The following is a 25452-nucleotide window of genomic DNA, read 5'->3' on the forward strand; positions in this document are numbered from 1 at the left end:
AGTATCTATGTCTGATTTTAATCCCTCCATGGAAGACTTTGCGGCTCTTCTCGAAGAGTCCTTCGTCCAGAACGACCTTTACGAAGGTGCTGTTGTCAAAGGCACCGTCGTCGCGATCGAAAAAGACCTGGCCGTCATCGACGTTGGTCTGAAAGTTGAAGGCCGCGTGCCGCTGAAGGAATTCGGCGCCAAAGGCCGTGATGGCGAAATGAACGTCGGCGACGAAGTCGAAGTTTACCTGGAGCGTGTCGAAAACGCCCTCGGCGAAGCTGTTCTGTCGCGCGAAAAAGCGCGCCGCGAAGAGAGCTGGGTTCGCCTGGAAGTGGCTTTCGAAGCCAACGAAAAAGTCAACGGCCAGATCTTCAACCAGGTCAAAGGCGGCTTCACCGTCGATCTGGATGGCGCTGTTGCCTTCCTGCCGCGTTCGCAAGTGGACATCCGCCCGGTTCGCGACGTCACTCCGCTGATGCACACACCGCAGCCGTTCCAGATCCTGAAGATGGACAAACGCCGCGGCAACATCGTTGTGTCCCGCCGGGTCGTTCTGGAAGAAACCCGTGCCGAGCAGCGTTCGGAACTGGTCCAGAGCCTGGAAGAAGGTCACACAGTCGAGGGTGTCGTCAAGAACATCACCGACTACGGTGCGTTCGTCGATCTTGGCGGCATCGATGGCCTGCTGCACGTCACCGACATTGCGTGGCGCCGCATCAACCACCCGTCCGAAGTTCTCACGATCGGTCAGACCGTCAAGGTTCAGATCATCCGTGTCAACCAGGACACACACCGTATCAGCCTTGGCATGAAGCAGCTTGAAGCTGATCCGTGGGATGGCATCGAAGCCAAGTACCCGATCGAAGCCAAGTTCAACGGCCGCGTGACCAACATCACCGACTACGGTGCATTCGTCGAACTGGAGCCAGGCATCGAAGGTCTGATCCACGTTTCCGAAATGTCCTGGACCAAGAAGAACGTCCATCCGGGCAAGATCGTTTCCACTTCTCAGGAAGTCGAAGTGATGATCCTGGAAGTCGACCCGGTTAAGCGCCGCATCTCTCTCGGCCTCAAGCAGACCCTGCAGAATCCGTGGGATGCATTCGCTGAGCAGTTCCCGATCAACACCGAAGTTGAAGGCGAAGTGAAGAACAAGACCGAATTCGGTCTCTTCATCGGTCTCGACGGCGACGTTGACGGCATGGTTCACCTGTCCGATCTGGACTGGAACCGTCCGGGCGAGCAGGTCATCGAAGAGTACAAAAAGGGCGACATGGTCAAGGCCATCGTTCTTGACGTTGACGTTGAGAAAGAGCGCATCTCTCTCGGCATCAAGCAGCTCTCTGGCGACCCGATGGAAACCGGTGCTGCTGGCGAAATCCGTAAGAACTCGATTGTCACTTGTGAAGTCATCGAGATCAAAGACGGTGGCCTGGACGTGAAGATCGCAGACAGTGACCTGACTGCATTCGTTCGCCGTGCTGACCTTTCCCGTGACCGGGATGAGCAGCGTCCGGAGAAATTCTCTGTCGGCGACAAGTTCGATGCACGCATCACGCAGTTCGACAAGAAGACACGCCGCGTTTCCGCCTCCATCAAGGCGCTGGAAATCGCAGAAGAGAAGGAAGCTGTCGCACAGTACGGTTCTTCCGACTCCGGCGCGTCCCTCGGCGACATCCTGGGTGCTGCTTTGAAGCAGCAGGGTGACGACTAAGTTACCTGCTTCTTTTCCAGAAGCTAAAAACGAGAAAGCCCGGCAGCGATGCCGGGCTTTTTGTTTTGGTTCGTATCGTCAGCCGAAGAAACGCCTGACCAGCACAAATCATTGAACGATCGTCAGACGACCATCCTTCTTTGCGCCGGACTCCGGGCCAACGGTTCCAGTGTTGCGAATGTGGGAGATCACTTCGTTCCGGTAAACGAGGCCGGTGTGCTCAAACGGCAGCTGACGCACGTCAAAGCTCGCAATATTGCCCGGAACATCCGCACCGATCGGCTTGCCGTTCCAGGTTTCACCGAAGGCGCCCAGAGCAATATAGGTGTTGAAAGCGACTCGGAAGGTTTTGTCCAACTGCTCATCCAGCAGCTTGCCCTGGACCGTGATATCAACAGCCCGCGCATCCGCTGCCGTCGCTCCAAGTGCGATCTTGTAGCGCAGATCCTTAGAGAAATGCAGGAAGCCGCGCGACACAAAGCCCTTCATATCAACGTCTTCCGCTTCTTCAGGGCGCAGAAGACGCTTGGCATTGTTATCGAGCATTTCCTTAAGCTGAGCCCCGGTCATGGTCGCAACATGCACAGCATCCGCATACGGCATGACGTCATACCAGCGCCGGAAGGTCAGATCGCCCTTGGAGATACCGGCGGACAATCCTGTTGCATTGAAGATCGCCAGATCCACCGGACCGCCGGGAAAGGCCTTGGACGCCTCGACCAGCGCATCGTTCATGTAGTTCGCAAGCGCAACTTCACCAACATACCGGTCAGCAAACGTTTCTTCCGAGGTCAGGCCCTTATCGTCAGACACCTGTCCAATGACTTCCGCCAGTTTGGTATCCAGCGCCTTGATCATCGGAGCGATATGCGCTTCCTCGAATGCTTGATCGTAGTCTTCAGGCTGTTCGAGAGAGGCAAACTTAGGATCGTACGCTGCAACCCGCTGGTCGCGCTTCTTGGTCGGGTGCAAACCGACAGATGTGAACCAGCCTTTGCGCCCCTGATCCGCTGCGATCGACATGGCGACATCGCCCAGAAACTTGCCGTGGGCATTGGCCTGTGTAATCAGGACGCCGTTGACAACATTGTCGGTGTTGATGCCACTCTCGTTCAGCGTTGTGTGGGAATGACCGCCAATCAGGACCACCGGCTTGTCAGTCAGCGGACCAACGGCATCCGCAATTGCAAAGTCGCCTTCGCCGATTGTGCGGGATGTTGCAGCTTTACCGCTCTTGTGCTGATCGCCGCCATAACCGCAATGCGACAACACAACGATGACATCACACACCTCGGATAGTGCTGGGGTCAGGTTGCGGGCGGCATCCACCGGGCTGGCAACGGCAAGATCCGGATCGTCCGGCTGGCCAACACGGGTGTCAATCGCTGTCGTCAGACCAATGAAACCCACCCGAAGGCCTTTCACTTCGGCAATGGCCGCGGCCACGTAGTCTTCGTCACGCGCTATATGCTTCGAGCCATGAATGTTGGCTGACAGGACCGGGAAGTCGGCATCGGTATCGATACCCAACTTCAGAAGTTCCGCACCCCGGTCAAATTCGTGATTGCCAAGGACGGCGATGTCGACACCGGCGGCGGAATTCGCCCGGTAACCCGCATCGGCAACAAACTCCTCCGGGGCCCACCCCATCAGTTCATCAAAGATCGAACCGGTGTGGTCGTCGCCGGCAGACACGAAAAGAACGATCTCGTCCTCTTTTGCCGCGCCGCGGATGTCTTTGACCATCTTCACGATTTGCGAGAACCGGTGCGTGTCTCCGCGCTTGCCGTGCATCTCTGTCAGATGATTGTGCATATCGTTGAAGTGAAGAACACGGAGCACGCGCCGCTCGCCGTCTTCAAGCGTTGGCATCGGGACAGGATTGCCCTCTTCGGTCACGATCGTCCGGATAGGCCCTGAAAGCGGATCGCCTTTCAAAAGAAACAAGCGCTCAAATTCCCCGTTTGGGTTTGGCTGAGCTGGAACCATGGCGAGTTCACCAGGCCCAGCCTTGGCATGGGCACGGAAGGAAACAATGGACGGGACTAGCGCCGTGCCAGCAACGACAGCCCCAGTTTTCAAAAATGAACGGCGCGACAGCCCAGATGAAACCGGGTTCGACATAATAACCTCCTTGGCCGGATCGGCAGAATGGATTGGAAAGGACGCGTGTCCTCTTCCACGGCCAAGTGTCAGCAAAATGAATAGCCTGATAAGGACTTAGGCAATTCGGACCATTCCAAAATCTTTGCCTTGGATGGCGGGTTTCGTTTTATTGCCCAGTACAGTAGGCTTATCCGCAAGAGACGAGCACCTGCAACAGACTGCGGCCTCAAAACCCACCCCAAGACAGAATTGCGATACGCCTCATGACCGAAGCCAAACACGGCGATATGGTGCAACTTCACTACAAGGGAACTCTGGACGACGGTTCCGTTTTTGACAGTTCAGAAGGCCGCGAGCCACTCGAATTCACCGTTGGTTCCGGCCAGATCATTACGGGGCTCGATCGCGAGATCCCGGGCATGAAGGTCGGTGACGAAAAAACCGTCACGATCGCAGCCGAAGATGCGTACGGGCCACACAATCCGGATGCTCAGCAAACCGTGCCGCGGACGCAGATCCCGGAAAATGTTCCGCTGGAAATTGGAATGCAGCTGCAAGGTCAGACCGCGGACGGCCAGGTGATGAGTGTTGTGGTCGTGTCATTTGACGACGACAACGTTGTACTGGATGCAAACCATCCGCTTGCTGGCAAAAACCTTACTTTCGCGATCCAGCTGACGGGCATCAATTGAGATAAGGCGGTAAATTCGCGTTATTCAACCCCTACGTATTGATCCAGTATTTGCAATTTGGGCGCCTCGAGCCTAGGGTCCGAGCCACTTGAATTGTGATGATAAATTTGGAGTTTTTCGCGCAATGGCGATGGATGTCGATGCATTGGTTGATCGCAGGCGTTTGCGGCGGAAGGTGACATTCTGGCGGGTGGCAACGTTTCTTGTCGCCGCCTTGGTTCTGATCGGCGGCCTGGTGTATTTTGCGGGCGCTGCGAACATGTCGAAACGGTCCGCCCACATCGCGCGCATCCCGATTGAAGGCATGATCCTGGAAAACCGGAAAACTTTGGAGATGCTGGAGAAGATCGGTAAATCCGACGCTGTGAAGGGCGTGATTGTCTCGATTAATTCTCCCGGCGGCAGCACAACCGGCGGCGAAGCGATCTACAACGCCTTACGCAAACTCTCGGACAAAAAGCCCGTTGTTGCCGAAATGCGAACAATCGGGACCTCCGCCGGGTACCTGATCGCCATGTCCGCTGATCATATTGTCGCCCGGTACAACACCATCACCGGCTCGATCGGTGTCCTCTTCCAATTCGGCAACTTTGAAAAGCTGCTTGAAACCGTCGGCGTTTCCATGGAAGCGGTCAAAAGCGCGCCTTTGAAAGCCGAACCTGACTTCTATTCCCCTGCGACGCCGGAAGCCAAAGCGATGCTGCAGGCAATGGTGACCGATTCCTACAATTGGTTTGTCGACATTCTCGCTGAGCGCCGGGACCTGGACAAATCGAAAGCCCTGGAACTTGCCGACGGCCGTGTTTTGTTGGGTCAACGGGCCCTTCAGGAGAAGCTCATAGACGCCATTGGCGGAGAGGAAACGGCGGTATCCTGGCTCGAAACGGAAAAAGGTGTTGCCAAAGACCTTCCGGTCATCACCTGGACAACAACAGAGAGCATCGAAGAACTGCCATTTGCGTCCCGTGTCTCCCGGGAAGTCGGCAAAGGCTTCGGTTTGGCTGTCTTGGAGCCACTAAATGAGGCTAAAGGGCTGATTTCTCGGGACCTTATGCTTGACGGGCTCGTGTCGGTTTGGCAGGCTCCAGTAGCGGCAGATAGAAAACCGTAATCGAGGGGGCTCTTCATGATCAAATCAGAGCTTGTTCAGCATATTGCCGAACAAAATCCACATCTCTATCAGCGGGATGTCGAAAACATCGTCAATGCGATTCTTGATGAGATCACTGAAGCGCTGATGCGCGGAGACCGCGTTGAACTCAGAGGTTTTGGCGCCTTCTCTGTCAAAAACCGTCCTGCCCGGATCGGGCGCAATCCACGAACCGGCCAAAAGGTGGAAGTGGATGAAAAACATGTTCCGTTCTTCAAAACCGGCAAAGAAATGCGTATACGGTTGAATGATGGTGTCGACCACGGGGACGATTGAGTCCCCTTTAGCTTGCCTCATCGCCGCAATCGCGTTTTGCTCAGACCGTTAGGGAGACTGCTTTGACCCGCTTTATCAAGAACTTGATCTTGCTCGCCATTGCAGTTGTTCTCGTTCCCTTATCCGTTGCCAATCGGCACACGGTCTCCCTGGCCCTCAATCCGTTTGATCCGCAAGACCCGCGCTTGACGATCCCGGATATCCCCCTGTTCTGGATCATCTTTGCGAGCCTCGGCTGCGGCATTATAGTCGGTGGCATCGGGGCTTGGGCGAAGCAAGGCCGCTGGCGCAAGGAAGCCCGTGTTAAACGCCGGGAAGCTGACAAGTGGCACAAGGAAGCCGACCAGCTGCGCGAACTGACTACAGACGGACAGGGCAGCTCTGCGACCGCAAGCCTGCCGCGGCCGGGCAACCGCACCGCCGCATAACCGCTTTACAATGCGGATCATTTCCAGCAGCAACATTGACCTGTGCCTGAGCGATCGGGACGCAATTGAGATCCTACGCCAAGGTTACCGGTCCTTTGCTCAGGTCAGCGCACCACTTACGGCAAGCATTCCCCGCCCTGATACGCAGGCAGGTCAATTCGCTGTGCAGCCTGCGTGGTCCGACTTTGCCGGACAGGGGCACATAGATCGCGGCTACGTCGGTTGTTCTTTATCGCTGGCACTACCAGAACAAACCGGCGACCCTTCCGGTCTCTACGTGTTGTTCTCAGGCAGTGGCGGGCAACCGATCGCACTTTTGGACGGGGTTCGCCTCGCCACATGGCGCGACGCCGGTTTACATGCATTGGCTGCTGCTTATCTTTCCCGTGAAGATGCTCACCGTCTGCTGGTGATTGGCAGCGACCCGCGCCTGCCACGCCTTATTTCCGCCTATTCAGCTGTCCGTAATATCACCTCGATCCTTTTTGCAGGAACGGACAAGGAGATCCGGCGGCGGATCGCTGGGATTTCAGAGCTCTCTCACGTTTCGGCAGGCGTCACAGACGACATTTCCAGCGCTCTTGAGGGCGCAGACATTGTGTGCCTGGCGGGACCGGAGGCTGGATCTGGTGACTGGATAGATCTATCCAAGTTCGATCCTCCAGCTGGATGCCACGTAGATGCTTTGGTGGCCAATCCCCCCATCCCGGACACGCTTTGGCAAGAAGCACGTCTCTTCACCACGAACCTGAAATCAGCGCCGCGAACCAACTGTGAATGGACGGCTGGGCTGGAAGAATTGGCGCGCGGTGAACGCGCCGGACGGCGGTATTATGGACAAAGAACACTTTTCGTTCCGTGCCCAGACACTGGGCTCGCCGATTTCGTTCTGGCTGCACACGTTTTCTTGAAGGCCTGACGTCTGGATTTCAGACGGCGGCCATCCCATTTCGTTTGCTATCCGGGGGCGTCCATAAGAACAAAAAGCCGCCGCTCGCGCACATCCGCATGTGCATGGGCACCGATGTCGCACAATGTCGTTTTGCAAAGGAGCAGGACATGCTGACGACACTTGCCTATTCAGCAAGTCTACCGGCAATCACGATCGGTTTGATCGTGATCGTCGCAACAACCTACGGGCTTGTTTTCTAAGATGAGGGCGCGAAGCCGGTTCCATGAGAGCCGGCTTTTTTGCTTTCAAAATGCCGCGCTACGCTGGGGTCATCCAGCCCTGTGCGGCGCCGCCTGCATCTTTGAGCAGCGCAATCCGACCAATACCCGGCACGTCGAAGGGCGGCCGTGTGACCGAAGCGCCGTGGGCTTTTGCCAATTCAAGACGTTCGTCGATGTTGTCGACGGCGATATAGGAAAACCAATGGTCGGGCAGCCCGTCGAAATCCGGGCCTTTCATCTCGAAGATCCCACCGGCCGGTTTGTCACTGAGATTGGCAACCCAATAGGTTCCGCCACCTTCCACCGGCATCTCAGAGAAGGTCCATCCAAGCGTGCTTCCATAAAACGCTTTCGCCTTTTCAGCATCCCGGGTCATCAGTTCATTCCACCAAAACTGACCGTGTTCCCACATGTCACCCTCCTGACTACTCAACCGGAGGAGAAGACATAACAGCTTTTGATTGTAGTTGCATATGGGGAACCGGATACTGGGCGTGAAGCTCAAGGCCGGCGCCGATGGCCGTATCCCGGCAAGCTCCAACCATAGAGAATAGCTCCGCCACGCAGGAGCATCGCAACGCTTCCCGCAAGAATCGCCGCTGCCCATGGAACAACACCAACTTGGGCCAGCAAAACATAGCTGCCAGCACCTGCAAACGCGGCACTGACATAGATCTCTGGTTTGACGATCGAAGAGGGTTCTTGCGCAAGCGTGTCCCGCAAGACTCCGCCGAAAGTCGCTGTTGAGACGCCCATCAAAACAGCAACCAACAGAGTATCCCCAACGTTTAGGGCCTTTGCCGCGCCCATTACGGAATAGGCTGAAACACCAACGGCATCTGCCCAGCGCAACGGCTTGTTGAAGCGTTCAATCCAATGAGCAAAGAACCAGAGGAACACGCTCACAACGAGGCAGACGACAAGATACGCTTCGTTGACCACCCAGAAGACCGGCACTCCCAAAAGAAGATCGCGCAGCGTGCCGCCTCCAATACCGGTCAGCGTTGCGAAGAACAGAAAGGCTATGAAATCCAGTTGCTTGCGTGAGGCAACGATTCCCCCGGTCACGGCGAACACGGCAACACCCAGATAATCAAGCAACTGCAACAGCATTCCTGCCCCCAAAAAGAAAGCCGCCCGGTCCGTATGGAGGGGCGGCCTGCTTCAATCCATTGATCTTAGGGCGCTTTAGGCGCTTTTATCAACAGTTTCACCAGGTTCTGTGCCGACGTCTGCTTTCGGAGCCTCTTTCGGGCCGCCTTTGGAGACGCCCACCATAGCCGGGCGTAGAACGCGTTCGCCAATCACATAACCAGCCTGCACGACCTGAACGACGGTGTTGTTCGGAACCTCGGTGTTGGGTACCTCAAACATGGCTTGGTGGAAATTCGGATCGAACTTCTGCCCTTCCGGCTCCAGCTTGCGCACACCGTTTTTCTCAAGCTGGTTCAGTAGGTCCCGCTCGATCATCTCCACTCCCTCGATGAGGGAGGCGACGCCGGCATCTGCATTCTTGCGATCGTCTTCCGGCAGAGCCTCCAGCGCACGGCTAAGGTTGTCGGAAACAGTCAGCATGTCGCGGGCAAAGCCAGACACTGCGTATTGGCGCGCGTCCTTGACTTCTTTTTCAGTGCGGCGGCGGAGATTTTCCATTTCCGCCATGGTGCGCAAGGCCCGATCTTTCAGATCCGCGTTTTCGGCCATCAGAGCTTCCACCGGGTCGACCACGCTTTCCTCAGCGGCCGCGGCAGCTTCATTGACAGCTTCAGCTTCTGGATTCAGCCCGTCCGGCTGATTTTCCGGCGATTTGTTTTCTTCACTCATTGGTGTTCCGTTTGGCTCAGACACATTTGGCGTTGCTTATACGTCCGGGGGCGGCAAAATCAAAGAGAAACGGCGGATAAGCGTCAACCTTACCCGCCGCTCTGCAAAGCTCACCTGCAGCGCCCGGCGGCAACCACAGCTATTTAAGGCCTTAAAGGGCGCTCTTGATCCAATCGGCAAGTTTGCCTTTCGGTGCAGCGCCAACCTGAGTGGCCATCGGCTCACCGCCTTTGAAGAGGATCAGCATCGGAATGGACCGGACGCCATATTTCATGGCCATGTCCTGGTTTTCATCGATGTTGAGCTTTGTGATTTTGACCTGACCGTTCATTTCTTCGGAAATTTCCTCCAAAGCCGGCGCGATCATCTTACACGGGCCACACCATTCGGCCCAAAAGTCCACAACGACCGGCTCGTCGGAATTCAAAACATCAGCTTCAAAGGAAGCATCGGTGACTTGGGTGGTAGCCATTACAACATCTCGTGGTTCGGTGGTTCACACATACCCAGTTCAGGTACGTCAGTTGGTTGGAACGTAGGTAGCCGAAGCGGCTCCGTCAAGCAGGCCGGACCTCTGGCGCCAATCCGGCAAAAGTTTCATCAAGAAGTTCGCCCGGAATCTCCATCAACGATGGCCCTGTTGTCCAAAGCAATTGGCATCGGACTGTCTTTGCCGGATAGATCTGCCGCAGCAACTCCCTGTAAACACTGAGCTGCGCCCGATACTCCAACGGCACTTGATGAAGTGTCTCCGGCGGTTTGAGATTGGTCTTGTAATCCACAATCACAACTTCGTTGCCGTCCACAATCAGGCGGTCAATCTGCCCCGACACCTCAACGTCCATGCCATTTGCAGAACGAATCGTTCCAGCCAGGGCCACTTCCGCCCGGCCATTTTCTGAGAACACGGGCTGAAACTCTGGTTCCTTCAGGACCTGCTCAAGCTCTTTCAGCAAAGTGTCTTTGAAAGGCGCGAAGACCGGCTTCAGAGCCTGATCCAGAAATCTCTCCGCAGCCGCCATCCGTGACACTGCCGGCAAGTCAGGCAGCAACTCTAATAGCCTGTGGACCAACCGCCCTCGTTCCAACGGCCAAGAATCCGGCTGGCGCCCAGCTGCTAGGCGCGCCACAGCCGGAACCGGTTCAATACCGTCCTTGTCTTCCATGTCTTCAAACGCCTTTGACGGTTGAAGCCGGATTTTTCTGGAAACAGGTGTGACAGGTTGGTGTGCCCAGTCAGGCAGCGTGAGGTCGTCACCAGATACACTCGCAGCCGTTCGAGGATGACCGGGTGACGGTGCGCTGCCGGAACTCACATTGGGGTCCTTTTGCCAACGCCACCCGACAACATCACCATTGGCATCGTGCAGTTCTTTGGCTTGTGGTTTCAAGGCAGCGGACACAAGTGAATACCAGCAATCGTCATGCGCGCCGCGTTTCGGCTCCCAGCCGCAAACAACCAATCGGTCTTCGGCACGTGTGAGCGCGACATAAAGAAGACGGCGGTATTCTTCTTCCTGCCCCTTCCGGAGCGTCTCTACTGCTTCGTCATGCCAGCTGATACGATCCGTCTTCGGAGGCAACCAGACAAGAGCAGGAGGTGACAAATCGTTTCCGGGACGCGGCCGCGGTAAGAAGCTCGGATCATGGATCGCACTCACCGGCGCGCCACCTGGATCAACCAGAATGACAATACGCGCTTCCAGCCCCTTGGAGCCGTGGACGGTCATGATCCGCACCATGCCCTTGGTGTTCGTCAGTTCACGTTTGATCTCGGTCGGCGCAGCGGCCATCCAGGCGAGGAACCCTTCCAGACCGGGCGTTCCGGCCTGCTCATAAGCAATGGTCAGCGCAAGGAATTCATCGAGAACATCATCGACCTCGACACCGAGGCGGCGGCGGAACGCCTGACGCCCTCCGTCGGCCCCAAGCAGTCGAGCATAGAACTCATACGGCGGGACAAAGTCTGCCCGCGCCCGCCAATCCTCAAGCTGCCGGCGAACGTCCTGCCATTTTGTAGACGTTTCAGATCGCTTGACGAGCATCTGCCAGAGCGTGCCGGGGCGAATTTTTTCATCTGTTTCGCGCGCGACTTCCAGAAGATCCATATCGTCCAGGCCGAACAGAGGGCTTTTCAAAACAGCCGCCAGAGAAAGATCGTCTTCCGGCAGAAGAAGGAAACGCCCGAGAGCTGCGAGATCCTGAACCGCGATATGATCTGTGAGAACCAGCCTGTCTGAACCAGCCGCCGGGATGTTGAGATTTTTCAGCTCCCGGTTCAGCGCCTCAACAAATGGACCACGCTTACGGACCAGGATCATGACATCACCCGGCTCTGCGGTCCCGTCCAGCATCCAGCCTTTGATGGTCGACGCGATCCGCTTGGCGACCTTCAACATCGGGCTGCCCGAGCCGACGTGATCGACCGGCAGCCGCCAGTCATCGGGTTCGCTCACCTCGGCCTCAGTTTCCAGCGGCCAAAGATCAACAATCCCGGGATCCAGCCGGATCGCCTCATGAACCGGGGCCACACCCTCTTGCGATAGCCCCTGATAAGCGCTGGCGTCTTTGAAAACCTCATCGACCGCCCCCAAGACATCCGGTGTCGAGCGGAACGAGAGCTGAAGGTTTACCGAATGAAACTCCTGCTCCGCGCTTTGTGCCTGCTTGGAAAAGGCCCGGCGCATTTGGTCGAAATAAGCCGGAACAGCGCCTTGAAAGGAATAGATCGACTGTTTCTCGTCCCCCACTGCAAAGAGGGTCCGAACCTTTTCACGCCCGCTGTCACCAACAAAGAACTCGGCGGCCAAGGCGTTGACCACCTCCCACTGGCGCGGGCTCGTGTCCTGTGCCTCATCAACAAGGATATGATCCAAGCCCTGATCGAGCTTGTATTGCACCCACTGAGCCGCGTCCGATTTGGCGAGCAGCGTGGCCGTCTTGACCACTAGGTCTTCAAAATCCAGGTAACCTTTGGCCGTCTTTGCCCGTTCGTAATACGTGATCACAGCATCCGCGAGCCGTAAAAGCGCGACGGTGCCCGCATAGGTCACGACCTTCCGGCGCCCGTCCAGAAGCTCCAAAAGCCGGGCTTGTTCCGCAATCAGCGCATCGACCATGTCCGGAAACGCTTCGGTGACTTTCTTGGTCGCCAGCGATTTCCGTGCCTCAAGCTTGCCGGTCAGGAAGAGCGGAAGCCATGCCTCGCGGAAAAGGCCCGGATCGGTCTGGCGGATTGCCGCAACAAGCGCCTCTGCCTTGCCCTGATCCGTTTTCGTGCCCGTGTCCAACGCTTCTGCGTAACTGAGGCAAGTGTTCAGATCGAAAGGACATTCGGCGCGAAAGCGGCAATCGAAATCTGAAAGCTGCTGGGCCGGATCAATCTCAAGATCGCCCGCCAGGGTCTGTAATGCTGGTTCCAAACCACCCGCATCGACCGTCCAGCGTCGGAACGCATCGCGGTTCTGAATGAGTTCATCCAGAGCCTTTTGCGCACCGCCATCGCTCATCAGATCGATAACAGATGCAAGCGCCTGGCCGAACGGGCTTTCCGGCTCCATTTCCGCCTTATGCAAGACGCTGGCACGCGCTTCCGCCATCAACTCCGCTGCGATGCGGTCGTCGAGAACGTTGAAGTGACCGGCGACATTGGCCTCAAGCGGGAACTGATGGAGAAGGGCTTCGCAAAAGCCGTGGATGGTCTGGATTTTAAGGCCGCCCGGCGTTTCAAGCGCACGCGCAAACAGACGCCGGGCCATCGCGATCCGGGCGGCATCCGGATGACGCCCTTCGATCTCAAAAAGCTCCTTAGCAAGATCCGCATCGTCCATCGTCACCCAGGTGCCGAGGATCTTGAAGACGCGGGTCGCCATTTCAGCGGCCGCAGCTTTAGTGAAGGTCAGGGCCAGGATGCGGGATGGGTCGGTGCCATCCAGCAGGAGCCGGACAACCCGGCGTGACAGGACAAAGGTCTTTCCCGATCCGGCGTTTGCACTCACCCAGGCGGACGCTCGGGGGCGCGATGCAAGATCCTGACGCTGCCGCGTGAGGTCGGGGATCTGGAAGCCACTCATGCCGGATCCTCCCCGCCAAGGGCCCATTCTTGCGCGCGCGCCAGATGGTCATAAGGACCATCGATCTGACGGCCCTGCATGACGCGGGCCCGGGAGAGATAACCGGTCTCTTCCTTGGCATAATGGGCGATCAATTGTTCGAGACGCTGCCAGGCATCCTCGATGAGCTCCTCCAATACCGCATCTTTCGGGTTCCGGCCGATTTCGAGCACGGCGTCAGTGCCTCCTTTCAGCTGCAGATAAAGCAGTTCACCAACCGGCTCGCCAGCTGGCACGTCCTTGAACCCGCCGCGCTGGATCATCGCCGCTTCCAGAGGCAGCTGTGGCGACAACAGAGCATCCACCTGTTTTTGCGACGGCACCTGGCCAGTCTTGTAGTCAATGACGGAAAGAGATCCTGAATTCATCAGATCGATTCGGTCTGCCCGCCCACGCAGGCGGAAATCTAGACCGGGCAGTTTCAGTTCGACACCGCCGCCGATCTCCAGGAACCGTTTTTCGACGTGCAAAGACCTCTTGGCCTCAAACGCAACAAACCCTTCAGCAATCCGCTGGAACCGCGGCCACCAGAGCGCCCGGATTGCCGGGAACGCGTCCAGCGGTTCGAACAGCTCTTCTCCGATCTCAAGCAAAGCCGTCACCGCCGTTTCGTCAAACGGTCCGGTCCAGGTCGACAAGAACTCTGCAAGTGCATCGTGAATGAGATTGCCTTTGTCGGCGGCTCCCGGCTCCCCACCGATCGGATCAACCGGCTGCAACTCCAACGAATGCCGCGCAAAGATCGCATAAGGATCCCGCACCAGCCGTTCGATTTCTGTCACCGACAGCGTTTTTGGCCGCGCTGCCAAAGGAGGTTTCGGTGCGGGCCGGTCCGCGGGACGCACATCACCTGCCTGGCGATCCAACAGCGCTGCGAGTTGCAAATAGCGGTTGCCCCGCGCCTCCATCGCAGCTGCGATCTCCGGTCCGGCCAAAGTAGTCAGACGCTGCAGCCATCTTGATGCGACCGTCGGAGCCCCATCAGCCCTTGCGGCACGGGAAAGAAGGACCCGCTTGGCACCCATCCCTTGTGCAAAATCATGGGCTGCTGCTCCCAGGCGCCGCTCCGGGGGTTCCAGCCCCATATCCCGTTTCATTGGCCGATTGAGCCAGGGATCGTTGCGGGTACGCTGCGGCCACGTGCCCTCGTTGAGCCCACCGAGAATGACAAAATCGAATGCTTGCAGGCGTGCTTCCATTGGCCCGAGGATTTGCACCCGCGGATCCCCCGGCAAGCGCCGGCGCACGGCGTCCCCCGACATCAATGCCGACAGAACGGATGGCCACTCGTGCGGTGGCACAGAAAGACCGCTGGCCTCTGCTTCCAACAGCCCGGACCAGAACGCCGCCAGTGCCTCGCCAGCCTCGGCCGCATAGAGCTCATCCGCGGCGCCTGTCTCATCCGCAGAAATCGCCTGCATGACATCGACATGCGCCTGAACGAGGTGGTCCACCGGCACAGGGTCCCGATCTCCGGTCATGTTCTCCAGCGGTGCGAGCGCGCTCTGAAGACGTGCTACGAGATCCGCGATCACATCCCAATCGCCCTCGTGCACCTTCTTCCAGCGCGGCGTGTGTGCATTCTCTGCCGCGGCTCTGCAGGCCTCTACAGCCATGATCAAACCACTCGTACCAGGGCGGGGCCGTTCGCCGCGGATCACCCCGCGCTCCAAGGCCCGAGCTGCTGCGCGGATGTCTTTGATAGGCAGACCGAGCCGCGCCAGCGGATGTTTCAGAAGCGACAGAAGATCAATCGGCTCACAGCCATTGAGCGCAAGCTTTGCGGCCAGGATCGCCAGAATGGCGGGCGCGGTCTGATCGAGCGGACGGCCAGCACTGTCGTCAGCCTGGATGTTCCAGCGCGCAAGCTCCGCCGCCACGCGGCGGGTGAGCATCCGATCCGGGGAGATCAGCGCTGCGGTCTCGCCGAGTTCGATTGCCTCCCGCAAGGCAATTGCCAGGCTCAGAGCTTCGTCTGCCTCGTTGCGGGCTGTCATGAGACCGACATTGCCGAGTGCAGCCGCTCGGACTTCGATGGGGGTCGCACCCAGATAACTTGTCCAGCCGTCCGAGGTGTCCGCAGGGCGCAATGCCTCCGAAACCAGTTTCTGACGTTGGCGCTGCACATTATCAGCTTCACCAAACTCGCAAACATCCGCCCGCGTAACGCCAAGCCGATCAAGCAGCTGTTTCAGGGAATACTGCGGATGAGAGGACAAGGGCGGAGGTGTTTTTGTCCCGCTTCCATGCCGTGTGCCGGGTACAAACCGCTTGCCAAGCGCCTCCCAGGACCGGTCATCGAGGTCCAGATCCAACCCGGGCAGCACAATCACACCCTGCTCCAACCCGGCCACAGCTTTAAGAAGTTCAGCCGTTGCCGGCACCGAGCCGGTTACGCCTGCCACAATGACCGGACCTTTTGGCAACGTCATGGAAATGCGTTGGGCTTCCCGCCGGATCAGCGCGGACCGGCGGGCCTTCGGGTCCATCTTGCCGAGTTCTGCCAAATGCGCCGGCCAGGCCTCCTGAACAATCTGCAGAAAGTCCAGCGTGATCTGCCAATAGCGGGCATGATCGTCCGGCACCAGCCCGGCAAGCTCGCTCCAGTCCGCCTCTTCCGTTTCCACTTCATCCATCAGGGTCAGGAGATCGCCAGCCAGCCAGGCTGCATCGGCGGTCGATGCGGGAAGCCCAAGCGGCTCATCGGACCGCAGGGCCAGAGCTTCACGGCGCAAAGCGCCTTTCCAAGCCATAACCAGCCGGGTCATCGCCAGGTGCCGGTCGATCAGTGGCATGGCCGGCGGCAGCGGTTCCAGGTCCGGACCAGAACTCAGCGACTGGATATCCTCATCAGCATCACCGACCGGCCGGATGATTGGCAAAAGCACAGGCTTGCCGTCAAAAGCCTTCTGGAACAGGTCTGGCAGCAGGCGCGCGGCGCGGCGCGTCGGCAGGTACAGCGTTGCTGACGACAACAGCAATGGATCATCGAGCGGCCGGAACCCTGGAACGATTTGCCCGTCAACAAGCTTGTCTACAAAGGTCTCAAGAAAGGATACGGCGGGCGAGACTGTAAAAAGACGGGGCTGGTCCGGCATCTCTTAGGCAGCGCTTTCGCGAACTGCATATTCGGCGGCCCGGATTGCTTCCGGCGTCCCAATGTGCAGCCAGACACCTTCCATCTGGACACCAAACAACCGGCCGCTTTCGATTGCATGGTCGAACAAGACATTCATCGAGAATGGGCCATCCGGAGCGTCTTCAAACAAACGGGGATGCAAGATCGCAGCACCCGCATATGCGAATGGGGTGACGCCTTTTTCCGGCCTTCGGCTGAGCGTGCCATCACGTGCCATTTCAAAATCGCCACGGCCGGTATAAGCCACAGCCTTCACCGTTTCAGCGACCAGGAGCAATGCGTCCATGCGGCTGTCGTCCCAGGCATCGATCATATGCTCGAGATTCGGCTTGACGCCTTCGACCCAATAGCAGGTGTCCGAATTCAGCTGGAAAAAAGGATCGCTTCCGAGCAGCGGCAGCGCATGCTTGATCCCTCCACCGGTTTCCAGAAGCTGGGCGCGCTCATCTGAAATTACAATGTCCATGTCCTGCCGGCGCCGGACATGAACCTCAACCAGGTCGGCAAGGTAATGAACGTTGACCACGCATTTTTTCACGCCTGAAGCCGCCAGCCGATCCATTCCATGATCGATCAGCGCCTGACCGTTTACCTCGATCAATGGCTTTGGTGTGGTTGCGGTCAGCGGGCGCATCCGCTTGCCAAGGCCGGCGGCCAGGATCATGGCGTTGGTAGGGCGAAAGCGCGTGTCTGTCATCGTCGTACTCGGTTGTCTAATCAGCTCTTCAGCGTCCGGTCAGTATCATCCAATATGTCTTTGATACCAATCTTTCAAATCGGACAATATGGGTGCCGTCATCACCCGGTCGAGATACCCTTCCATCCTTGGCAAGTGCCCAAGATAAGCAGGCTTATTGTCCCGCCTTGCAAGGCGGACGAAGATGCCGAGGATCTTGGAAATCCTCTGCGCCCCCATAACGACATAAGCCTGTTTGAACGCCTCCGGATCGCTTTCTTGGCCAAGCCCCTTCCGCTTTTGGAGATAAGCATCAAAAAGGGCATTTTCCAGTTCAGGGTTGATGTCCGTTCGCGCATCCAACAGCAAGGAAACAACATCATAAGCGACTGGTCCGATCACCGTGTCCTGAAAATCAATCAGGCCAATGCGATCAGTGCCTGATGCCCCGACCTGCCAAAGCAGGTTCGGAGAGTGAAAGTCTCTCAGGACCCAACCGCTTTGGGCCTCTGATATTCCATCCAGCAAACCTCGCCAAAGCGCCTCAAATTCCGCTCTGGTTTGATCGCTCGCTTCAGTTCCGGTTTTCTCTGGCAGATACCAGTCCAGCAAGAGATTCGCTTCAGATACCAGTGCGTCAGCGGAGTACGCCGGAACCTGGTAGGTTTCACCCGTGTCCAGATCCACTGTTTCCGGAAACTTCCGGGCATGCATAGCCGCAAGGACATCGACAGCGGCGAAGTACCGCTCCGCGACAGGCTTGCCGTCAACGACGATCGTTTCGCTTCCGAGAAACTCAGACAGGACCAGCCCCTTGTCGAAATCCGCTCTCTTAATAGCCGGTGCGCGGAGGCCGATCTTGCGCAGTTCGCCGCCAATTGCAGCAACCGCACGGCAATCCTTCGCAAGATGAACCTGGTCCATGTAGGACCGTATGGTCTCCGGCAGGGTTGCATCGGAGAACGGCCACCGCATAAGAACCAGATGCTCTTCACCGGCCTCGATTTTCTCAAACGTACGAAGAGACGCATCGCCGGCCAGATGCTCGCGGGAGATCTGCCCTGTGTTCGTCGCCGCCTCCAAGAACGCGCGAACCTCAAGAGTGGCGGAGATCCGATTTTCCCATACCGTATCCTCAGAGTAGAACTCAACCTGACGGGTGTCCTCATCCCCAACATGGCGGAACTGAAGCCAAAGCGCTGACTTGGGCAAGAGGTCTTCCGCCATCTCCGGCCACTCAATCAGAGCGGCACTGTCCTCTAGGATTTCTTCCAGGCCCAGCTCCTCAAGTTCTTCCGGCTCTTCCAGCCGATACAGATCGAAATGGGCAAGTGGAAGCCTTGGCAAATCGTAAGGCTGAACCAATGTGAAGGTTGGACTCGGAACTTCCAAATCGGGATCGCCAGCGATATTGCGGATTAGCGCACGGCTGAAGGTGGATTTACCAGCTCCGAGATCCCCGGAAAGACACAACAGGTCTCCTGGTTTCAGGATTGCCGCAAGATCTTCGGCGAGTTGACGCGTGTCACTCTCGTCTTTCAGCAGTAGGGCCAAAAAGGAGGTGGGGAGATCGCGAAGCGGGTGGGACGCCATGGGGACGCGAACCTTATTCGGCCGCAGCCTGATCAGCCAGATCCGGATGCGCTGGGAAGACGCAGGTCACGGTCGTACCCTTGCCGACGACGCTGTCGATGTCGACCGTTCCGCCATGAAGCTCAACGAAGCTTTTGACGATGGCAAGGCCGAGGCCCGCACCCTGGCGGCGCGCGCCCGTGTCATGACCGACAAAACGATTGAAGACCTGGGTTAGAATTTCCGCAGGGATGCCGAGACCATGATCCTGGACAACAAAGGTCACCTTGTCGTCGTCCCGGTCGCAGCTGATGTCGACAATGCCGTCGGGCTCAGAATACCGCACAGCGTTGGAGATGAGATTGAACAGGACCTGACGCAGACGTTTTTCGTCCGCGATCATATTGCCGATGTTGTCCGGAACTTGGGTCCTGAGATTTATGCGTGCTTCGGCAATCCGGTCTTTGAGCCCTTCGACCGCAGCTTCAACGGTGCTTGCAAGATCCACTTCGCGCAGATCCAGCTCCATGATCCCGGCGTCAAGCGTGGCAAGGTCCAAAATGTCGTTGATGATGGCAAGCAGCGCCGACGAGGAAGACTGAATGTAATCGGCGTATTCGCCCTGCTTTTCGGTGAGATCGCCAAACTTCGGATCTGCCAAAAGCTGCGCAAATCCTATGATGTTGGTCAAAGGCGAGCGCAGCTCATAGGAGACGTGCTGGATGAATGCGTTCTTGATCTGGTCGGCCTGTTCAAGCGCTTCGTTCTTTTCAAGAAGCGCCCGCTCCACATTCACACTGTCGGTCACATCCACGAACGTGACGAGGGTCCCACCGTCTGGCAAAGGCACCGTTGCATAGTCCAGCACGGCACCATTGTGGCGCTCCAATCTGCTGACATTCTGCGTGCGGTTGTCGACCAAGCCCGTTACATTGCTGGCGAGTTGCTCCCAAGCCGTTTTCTCATAGTCGTTCAACGCGCACGCGCTGACTACTTCATTGACATGCGGGAACTTGGAAAGTTGGTCTTCTTCGAGATCCCAAATCCGGCCAAAAGCCGGGTTCCAAAGCCGTAATTTTCCGTCAGACCCGAACACTGCGACGGCTTCGGACAAATTGTCCAGCGTTTCACCCTGAACTCGTGTCAGGGCGTTGTAGCGGCTTTCAAGATCTAGCTGCTCAGTGACGTTCTCATAGATATAGGTCACACCGCCTTGCGGATGCGGGTTGGCGATCACACGCAGGGTGCGGCCATCCGGCAAATGCCACCAGCTTTCACGTGCTTCGAGCGACTGATAGCCTTCCAGCATCTTGTTGCGCCAGCCGCGGTAATCCGCCTGTTCGGGCAGTTTCCGGGCAGCCCGCAAAGCATCAAGGACCGCACCATCTTCCGGATGGCTTTCCAGAAAGGCGGGATCAAGATCCCAAAGATGACGGAAGGCCGCATTATAGAACTGCAGCTTCCTGTCGCCGCTATAAATGGCAACGGCTGCGGCCAGTTGATCCAGTGTCCGGCCATGAAACTCTTCTGCACGGCCCAGTTCTTTTTGCGCCTGTTCCAGTTCGCTGATGTCCACGGCAATACCGGCACCGCCGACATTCGCGTTGACATCGGTGATTTCGAACACCCGGCGCTGACCGGAAGCTACAATTGGAATACGTGCGCTAAAGCAGCCATCTTCGTTTCGCTGAACGGCCATTGCAGTGCGGGCCGCGGCATCGAGGAAGGTCGCCCCTTCTTTGACAGCCGCCTGTGCATCAGGCATCTCGACAGCTTCTGCATAAGCATCATTTGCCCAAATTACATTGCCCTCGGCATCCCGTTGCCAAGCAGGGGCCGGCATGGCGTCCAGGAGCGCATGCAACATGTGCAGCTCACCGGAGATCTTTGCGTTGCGGGTTTGAAGTTCAGCCTGCGCCTGGCGCTCACCCGTGAGATCCCGGAGCCGCAACACCACCGCACCACCCGTCGTGCGGCCCAGCGCTTCCACGTAACTGCCAGTCCGGGTCTTGAGTGTAGTGTTGAACGTTTCGCCTGTGCGAAACAGAAGGTCCAGATGACGCTCGAGATCGCCTGCGCATTTTGCCGTCAGCCAACTGCCGAAAGCGAGCAGCTGGGCCGGTGGACGCGGAACACCTGACTTTTCAGGAAGAATGCCCCAGATCTGTGGCATCGCGCCATTGCCCGTCCATACGATGACGCGCTGTTCATCTGTATTCAGCATGGCTTCAAGGCGGTCGACGCGAAATTTGAGATCGCGCTTTTCCTGTTCAAGCGCCTCTGTCAATTGGCCGGATTGGGCGCGGTGGCGGACCAGCGCAATAGCTGCAGTGACTGCAAAAGCACACATGCCGCCAAGGGCGCCAAACATGACCATTGTGTCGGGATTGATTGCCGCAAGTGTGCCGGAGAGAAAATCCGCGGCCGCAGCAGGGCTGCCAGACAGAGCCATCGCCAATCCCGACACACTGCCGAGTTTGATCGTTTTAAGACTCCAATCCTGCCACGTCGTGCGGCCTCGCACGCCGTTTCCGCTGCCTTCCGGCATTCCAAGATCCCCTTACACCGCCTTCGCCCGCTAATTCTAACGGGATGCAGCCCCCGATTATTGGGAGCAAATCAAAGACATCCGCCTTCTGGCCTCTGATTCGCTAAAACCATAACCTTTTTGAGAATCGCGCAGAAGAGTCCCTTGCTGAAAAGTTAACAGGACCCTTCAAATTGAAGGGTCCCGCATTTTTTTGTTCACAATGCCGAATCGCAGCCTTCACCATATCTAGTATGGCAAGGCGCCGGAATCAGTATTTGTAGTGTTCCGACTTGAACGGACCGGACTTGTTAATCCCCAGATAATCCGCTTGGTCGTCACTCAATTCGGTTAACGTCACACCAAGCTTTGCCAGGTGCAAACGGGCAACCTTTTCATCGAGGTGCTTCGGAAGCACATATACTTCGTTCTTGTACTGATCGCCCTTGGTGAAGAGTTCGATCTGCGCAAGCACCTGGTTGGTGAAGCTTGCAGACATAACGAAGCTCGGGTGACCTGTCGCATTGCCGAGGTTTACCAGACGCCCCTGCGACAGCAGGATCATCCGCTTACCATCCGGGAATTCATACATATCGACCTGATCTTTGACCGGACGCAGTTTGGTGTTTTTCAGAGCAGCAACCTGAATTTCATTGTCGAAGTGACCGATGTTACAGACGATCGCCATGTCCTTCATGCCACGCATGTGGTCGAAGGTGATGATGTCCTTATTGCCGGTCGCGGTGACATAAATGTCGCCTTCAGGCAGAACCTGTTCCATGGTCTTGACTTCGAAGCCGTCCATGGATGCCTGAAGTGCGCAGATCGGGTCGATCTCTGTAACGATGACCCGGGCGCCAGCCCCTGCGAGAGATTGCGCAGAGCCCTTGCCGACATCCCCATAGCCGCACACAACAGCGACCTTGCCGGACATCATAACGTCGGTGCCGCGGCGAATGCCGTCTACCAGAGATTCGCGGCAGCCATAGCGGTTGTCGAACTTGGACTTGGTGACGCTATCATTGACGTTGATCGCCGGGAACGGCAGCTTGCCGTTTTTCTGCATTTCATAAAGGCGCAGAACACCAGTGGTGGTTTCTTCCGTGACACCCTGCAGCATGTCGCGCTGCTTGGTAAACCAGCCTGGATTGGCAGCTGCGCGCTTCTTGATCTGCGCGAAGAGAGCTTCCTCTTCTTCGGACTTCGGATTTTCGATCAAATCCGTTTCACCTGCCTCAACGCGGGCACCGAGCAAGATGTAAAGAGTGGCGTCGCCACCATCGTCAAGGATCATGTTGGCGCCGTCTTCGAAATCGAAGATCTTGTCGGCGTAGTCCCAATATTCCTCAAGCGTTTCGCCCTTTACAGCGAACACCGGAACGCCGGAAGCGGCAATAGCAGCTGCTGCCTGATCCTGTGTGGAGTAGATGTTGCAAGACGCCCAACGGACTTCCGCGCCCAGCGCAACCAGCGTTTCAATCAGAACCGCCGTCTGAATGGTCATGTGCAAGGATCCCGCAATCCGGGCCCCTTTGAGCGGCTTGCTTTCGCCGAACTCTTCCCGGCACGCCATCAGGCCCGGCATTTCGTGTTCCGCGATTTCGATTTCGGTGCGGCCCCAGTCTGCGAGTCCGATATCCTTGACGATGTAATCAGCCATGAAAGTTTCCTGCTGTTTGCGCCAGCCTCTGTTGCCGGGCCAACTCGATTTTGCGCCGCGTCTGTCGGAACACAGATCCAGTCGATTGACTGCTGCGCGGCAAGTAGCCGGATTGCAAGCAACGCCACAATCCATTGCCGGGGTTATACCCCCGCACCGCATGTCATGCAATAAAGATATAAAGAATTCTTTATATGATTAAGTCATCGTTAGGATGGGGCTTCGAAACATGGATTCGGCTGAGCTTCAAATCGCCGATACCGTCTAGCTTCGGTAAAGATCTTCACGTGTCGGCGCCATAGACGACGGGCCCTTTGTGCGTTTGGTCGACACAGTCTGGAAGATGTTGATCGTGCCGCGCTGGAAGCCAAGGGAGACACCCGTCAAATAAGCCAGCCACAAGCGGTATTTTTCTTCCCCCACTTCGGTAATGGCTGCCTCTTTGGCGCGCATCAGGTTCTCAGCCCACAGTCGGGTTGTGCGTGCATAGTGCTCCCGCCAACCTTCGACGTCGTGCACTTCAAAACCGTAGGATTCCAGATTGGTAAGGGTCCATCCGATGTGGTCAACCTCGCCGCCAGGAAAAATGTATCTGACAAGCGCCTTATACTCCGCGCGCTTGCGCCGGAAGTTCTTGAGGCTCTTTTTGCCCCGGCGCGTGATCGCATGGTGGAGATAGATCCCGCGCGGTCTCAGAAGACGATGAACGGCCTGATAGTATTCCTCGTGATGATCCAGGCCGACATGCTCAAACATCCCTATGGAGGAAATCTTGTCGAACTCGCCTTCCATCTCACGGAAGTCCTTGAGCTCGACAGAAACTTTGCTTTCCAGGCCCTTGGTCTTGATCCGCTCGCGGGCGAGAACGGCTTGTTCTTCCGACAAAGTCACGCCTGTTGCCGTCACACCATAATGCTTGGCCGCATAACAAATCAGAGCCCCCCAGCCGCACCCGATGTCGAGCATTCGGTCGCCCGGTTTCAGGCGCAGCTTCCGGCAGATCATCTCCAGCTTGTCTTTCTGTGCCGTCGCAAGATCTGTGTCCCATGTCCGGAAATAAGCACAGGTGTAGAGCATCTCCGGATCCAGAAAGAGCCGATAGAACTCATTGGAGACATTGTAGTGAAAGGCAATGTCGGTCTGACCGCTCCCGGACTGCTGAGCCGCATTGCCCCCGTCCAGTTGCGCTTGTTGTTTATCGGATGCGCGCGGTGCAAAGAACAGCTTTACCGCTGATCCGACAACAAGGCGTTTGTTCAAACGCTTCAACAGTGTCTTTGATTTGACCGACGGACGCTTGTCTGCGAAATCAAACAGCGACCCGCCCCGTGGCTCGACTTCGCCGCGCGCATAAAGTTCAAGAACCGTCTTTAAGCTGGGACGCCGCAAAAGCGCCGGGATTGCAGTGCCGGAAATGAATAGGCGGAGTTCGCTCTCCTGGCTATTTTCCGGTATGACCGTTCCATCTGGAAGCTCGAAAGAAAAATCGGCCCCCAATGCATCATGAACATGGGCCAGCAGGTCTTTTGTCACCTGCATATTCCGATCCACAACCGCGTCCAACTTGCCCTCCAACTCAATGGTCAAACCTTGCGGTGTGTCGAGACGGTCAGTCTTCTTCCCCGAAGCCGCTTTCAACCAAATCCGTGATGGCCTCAAGCGCAGGTTCGGCTTGCGCGCCGCTTGTGCGGACCTTGATACAGCAACCAGGGCTGGCCGCGAGCATCATGAGACCCATGATCGAGGTGCCGCCCACTGTCTGGCCATCTCTTGAGACTTCCACGTCGGCGTCGAAAGTCTCAACCAGCTTTACCAATTTTGCCGATGCCCGGGCGTGCAAGCCGCGCCGGTTTACAATCGTCAGGTCTTTTTCCAACACGCTTTTCGCGTCCTGTTCTTGTTAATTCTGTCCCGACAGCACCTGGCTCGCGACTGAGATATATTTTTGTCCGGCCTGCCGCGCCTCGTCAACAGCCTGCGGAAGCTCACGATCAGCCCGAACGCTGGCCAATTTGATCAGCATCGGCAGATTTACACCTGCAACGACTTCAACGGACTTGCTGTCCATAACAGAGATCGCAAGGTTGGACGGTGTGCCACCGAACATGTCTGTCAGAAGAACCACACCTTTGCCTGTATTTGCGGCATCGACCGCCGCCAAAATGTCCTGCCGGCGCTGTTCCATATCGTCATCCGGGCCAATGGAGATGGTCTCGACCTGCTCCTGTGGGCCAACAACATGTTCCAGTGCTGCCTTGAATTCCTCGGCGAGGCGCCCGTGAGTGACGAGGACAAGTCCAATCATACGTATAAAAACCCGATCATCGAGATTTGCTTCAGCTCATTTGAGAGCCGGGCGTTTACCAGCCTGCTGCACTCTCGGCAACCGTATCGCCAGTTGCAAGCAAAAAA

General features: G+C 57.1%; 20 protein-coding genes. 6 read left to right on the forward strand and 14 right to left on the reverse strand.

All coding sequences use genetic code 11. From position 1 onward, the window contains the following. Positions 1-7 precede the first annotated feature (7 nt). Entirely contained in the window at positions 8-1705 is a 1698-nt protein-coding gene (gene rpsA, locus AC0J4F_RS02810; protein WP_133949080.1) for a 30S ribosomal protein S1, read from the forward strand. A gap of 108 nt (positions 1706-1813) precedes the next feature. Here the strand turns inward: rpsA and AC0J4F_RS02815 are convergent, their stop codons facing one another. After that, positions 1814-3829, reverse strand: a complete 2016-nt coding sequence (locus AC0J4F_RS02815; protein ID WP_133949082.1) for a 5'-nucleotidase C-terminal domain-containing protein — start codon at positions 3827-3829, stop codon at positions 1814-1816. A gap of 245 nt (positions 3830-4074) precedes the next feature. Between AC0J4F_RS02815 and AC0J4F_RS02820 the strand changes: the two genes are divergently transcribed. The 5 genes from AC0J4F_RS02820 to AC0J4F_RS02840 all read left to right on the forward strand — a co-directional run bounded on the left by AC0J4F_RS02820 (position 4075) and on the right by AC0J4F_RS02840 (position 7276). Next, positions 4075-4503 carry an FKBP-type peptidyl-prolyl cis-trans isomerase gene (locus AC0J4F_RS02820; RefSeq protein ID WP_473025348.1) on the forward strand — a complete coding sequence of 143 codons (429 nt, stop codon included), beginning with the start codon at positions 4075-4077 and terminating at the stop codon, positions 4501-4503. 124 nt (positions 4504-4627) lie between these two features. Next, positions 4628-5614, forward strand: a complete 987-nt coding sequence (sppA, locus tag AC0J4F_RS02825; RefSeq protein WP_133949086.1) for a signal peptide peptidase SppA — start codon at positions 4628-4630, stop codon at positions 5612-5614. A gap of 15 nt (positions 5615-5629) precedes the next feature. After that, a complete protein-coding gene (locus AC0J4F_RS02830; protein ID WP_008191762.1) occupies positions 5630-5929 on the forward strand; it encodes an integration host factor subunit beta in 300 nt (99 codons plus the stop codon). 62 nt (positions 5930-5991) lie between these two features. After that, positions 5992-6357 carry a DUF1049 domain-containing protein gene (locus tag AC0J4F_RS02835; protein WP_133949088.1) on the forward strand — a complete coding sequence of 122 codons (366 nt, stop codon included), beginning with the start codon at positions 5992-5994 and terminating at the stop codon, positions 6355-6357. A 10-nt stretch (positions 6358-6367) separates the two neighbouring features. Further along, complete coding sequence (locus tag AC0J4F_RS02840; RefSeq protein ID WP_133949090.1) at positions 6368-7276, forward strand: ornithine cyclodeaminase; 909 nt, start codon at positions 6368-6370, stop codon at positions 7274-7276. Between the two features lie 291 nt (positions 7277-7567). On the opposite strand, the gene AC0J4F_RS02845 is transcribed toward AC0J4F_RS02840, so the two are convergent. The 13 genes from AC0J4F_RS02845 to AC0J4F_RS02905 form a co-directional block, all read right to left on the reverse strand. Further along, a complete protein-coding gene (locus AC0J4F_RS02845; protein ID WP_133949093.1) occupies positions 7568-7942 on the reverse strand; it encodes a VOC family protein in 375 nt (124 codons plus the stop codon). An 89-nt stretch (positions 7943-8031) separates the two neighbouring features. Beyond that, positions 8032-8643, reverse strand: a complete 612-nt coding sequence (locus tag AC0J4F_RS02850; RefSeq protein ID WP_133949095.1) for a trimeric intracellular cation channel family protein — start codon at positions 8641-8643, stop codon at positions 8032-8034. Between the two features lie 75 nt (positions 8644-8718). After that, positions 8719-9354, reverse strand: coding sequence for a nucleotide exchange factor GrpE (grpE, locus tag AC0J4F_RS02855; RefSeq protein ID WP_133949097.1), 636 nt, complete (start codon positions 9352-9354; stop codon positions 8719-8721). A 151-nt stretch (positions 9355-9505) separates the two neighbouring features. Beyond that, positions 9506-9826: a thioredoxin gene (gene trxA / locus AC0J4F_RS02860; RefSeq protein WP_055672927.1), complete on the reverse strand. Its 321-nt coding sequence runs from the start codon at positions 9824-9826 to the stop codon at positions 9506-9508. A gap of 85 nt (positions 9827-9911) precedes the next feature. After that, entirely contained in the window at positions 9912-13427 is a 3516-nt protein-coding gene (addA, locus tag AC0J4F_RS02865; protein ID WP_473025349.1) for a double-strand break repair helicase AddA, read from the reverse strand. After that, a complete protein-coding gene (addB, locus tag AC0J4F_RS02870; RefSeq protein ID WP_473025350.1) occupies positions 13424-16564 on the reverse strand; it encodes a double-strand break repair protein AddB in 3141 nt (1046 codons plus the stop codon). The genes addA and addB overlap by 4 nt, the downstream gene beginning before the upstream one ends. A 3-nt stretch (positions 16565-16567) precedes the next feature. Then, complete coding sequence (locus tag AC0J4F_RS02875) at positions 16568-17302, reverse strand: nucleotidyltransferase family protein (RefSeq protein WP_133949101.1); 735 nt, start codon at positions 17300-17302, stop codon at positions 16568-16570. Between the two features lie 45 nt (positions 17303-17347). Beyond that, complete coding sequence (gene tsaE / locus AC0J4F_RS02880) at positions 17348-18874, reverse strand: tRNA (adenosine(37)-N6)-threonylcarbamoyltransferase complex ATPase subunit type 1 TsaE (RefSeq protein WP_473025351.1); 1527 nt, start codon at positions 18872-18874, stop codon at positions 17348-17350. Between the two features lie 13 nt (positions 18875-18887). Further along, positions 18888-21401, reverse strand: coding sequence for a PAS domain-containing sensor histidine kinase (locus AC0J4F_RS02885; RefSeq protein ID WP_473025352.1), 2514 nt, complete (start codon positions 21399-21401; stop codon positions 18888-18890). A gap of 250 nt (positions 21402-21651) precedes the next feature. Further along, positions 21652-23040: an adenosylhomocysteinase gene (gene ahcY, locus AC0J4F_RS02890; RefSeq protein ID WP_133949107.1), complete on the reverse strand. Its 1389-nt coding sequence runs from the start codon at positions 23038-23040 to the stop codon at positions 21652-21654. Between the two features lie 264 nt (positions 23041-23304). Beyond that, positions 23305-24579 carry a class I SAM-dependent methyltransferase gene (locus tag AC0J4F_RS02895; RefSeq protein WP_473025353.1) on the reverse strand — a complete coding sequence of 425 codons (1275 nt, stop codon included), beginning with the start codon at positions 24577-24579 and terminating at the stop codon, positions 23305-23307. Between the two features lie 70 nt (positions 24580-24649). Beyond that, positions 24650-24919: an HPr family phosphocarrier protein gene (locus tag AC0J4F_RS02900; RefSeq protein WP_209178923.1), complete on the reverse strand. Its 270-nt coding sequence runs from the start codon at positions 24917-24919 to the stop codon at positions 24650-24652. 21 nt (positions 24920-24940) lie between these two features. Further along, positions 24941-25345 (reverse strand): PTS sugar transporter subunit IIA, encoded by a 405-nt coding sequence (locus tag AC0J4F_RS02905; protein WP_008193884.1) that lies wholly within the window; start codon positions 25343-25345, stop codon positions 24941-24943. Positions 25346-25452: the final 107 nt, after the last annotated feature.

This window comes from Roseibium sp. R5 (genome assembly GCF_055755305.1).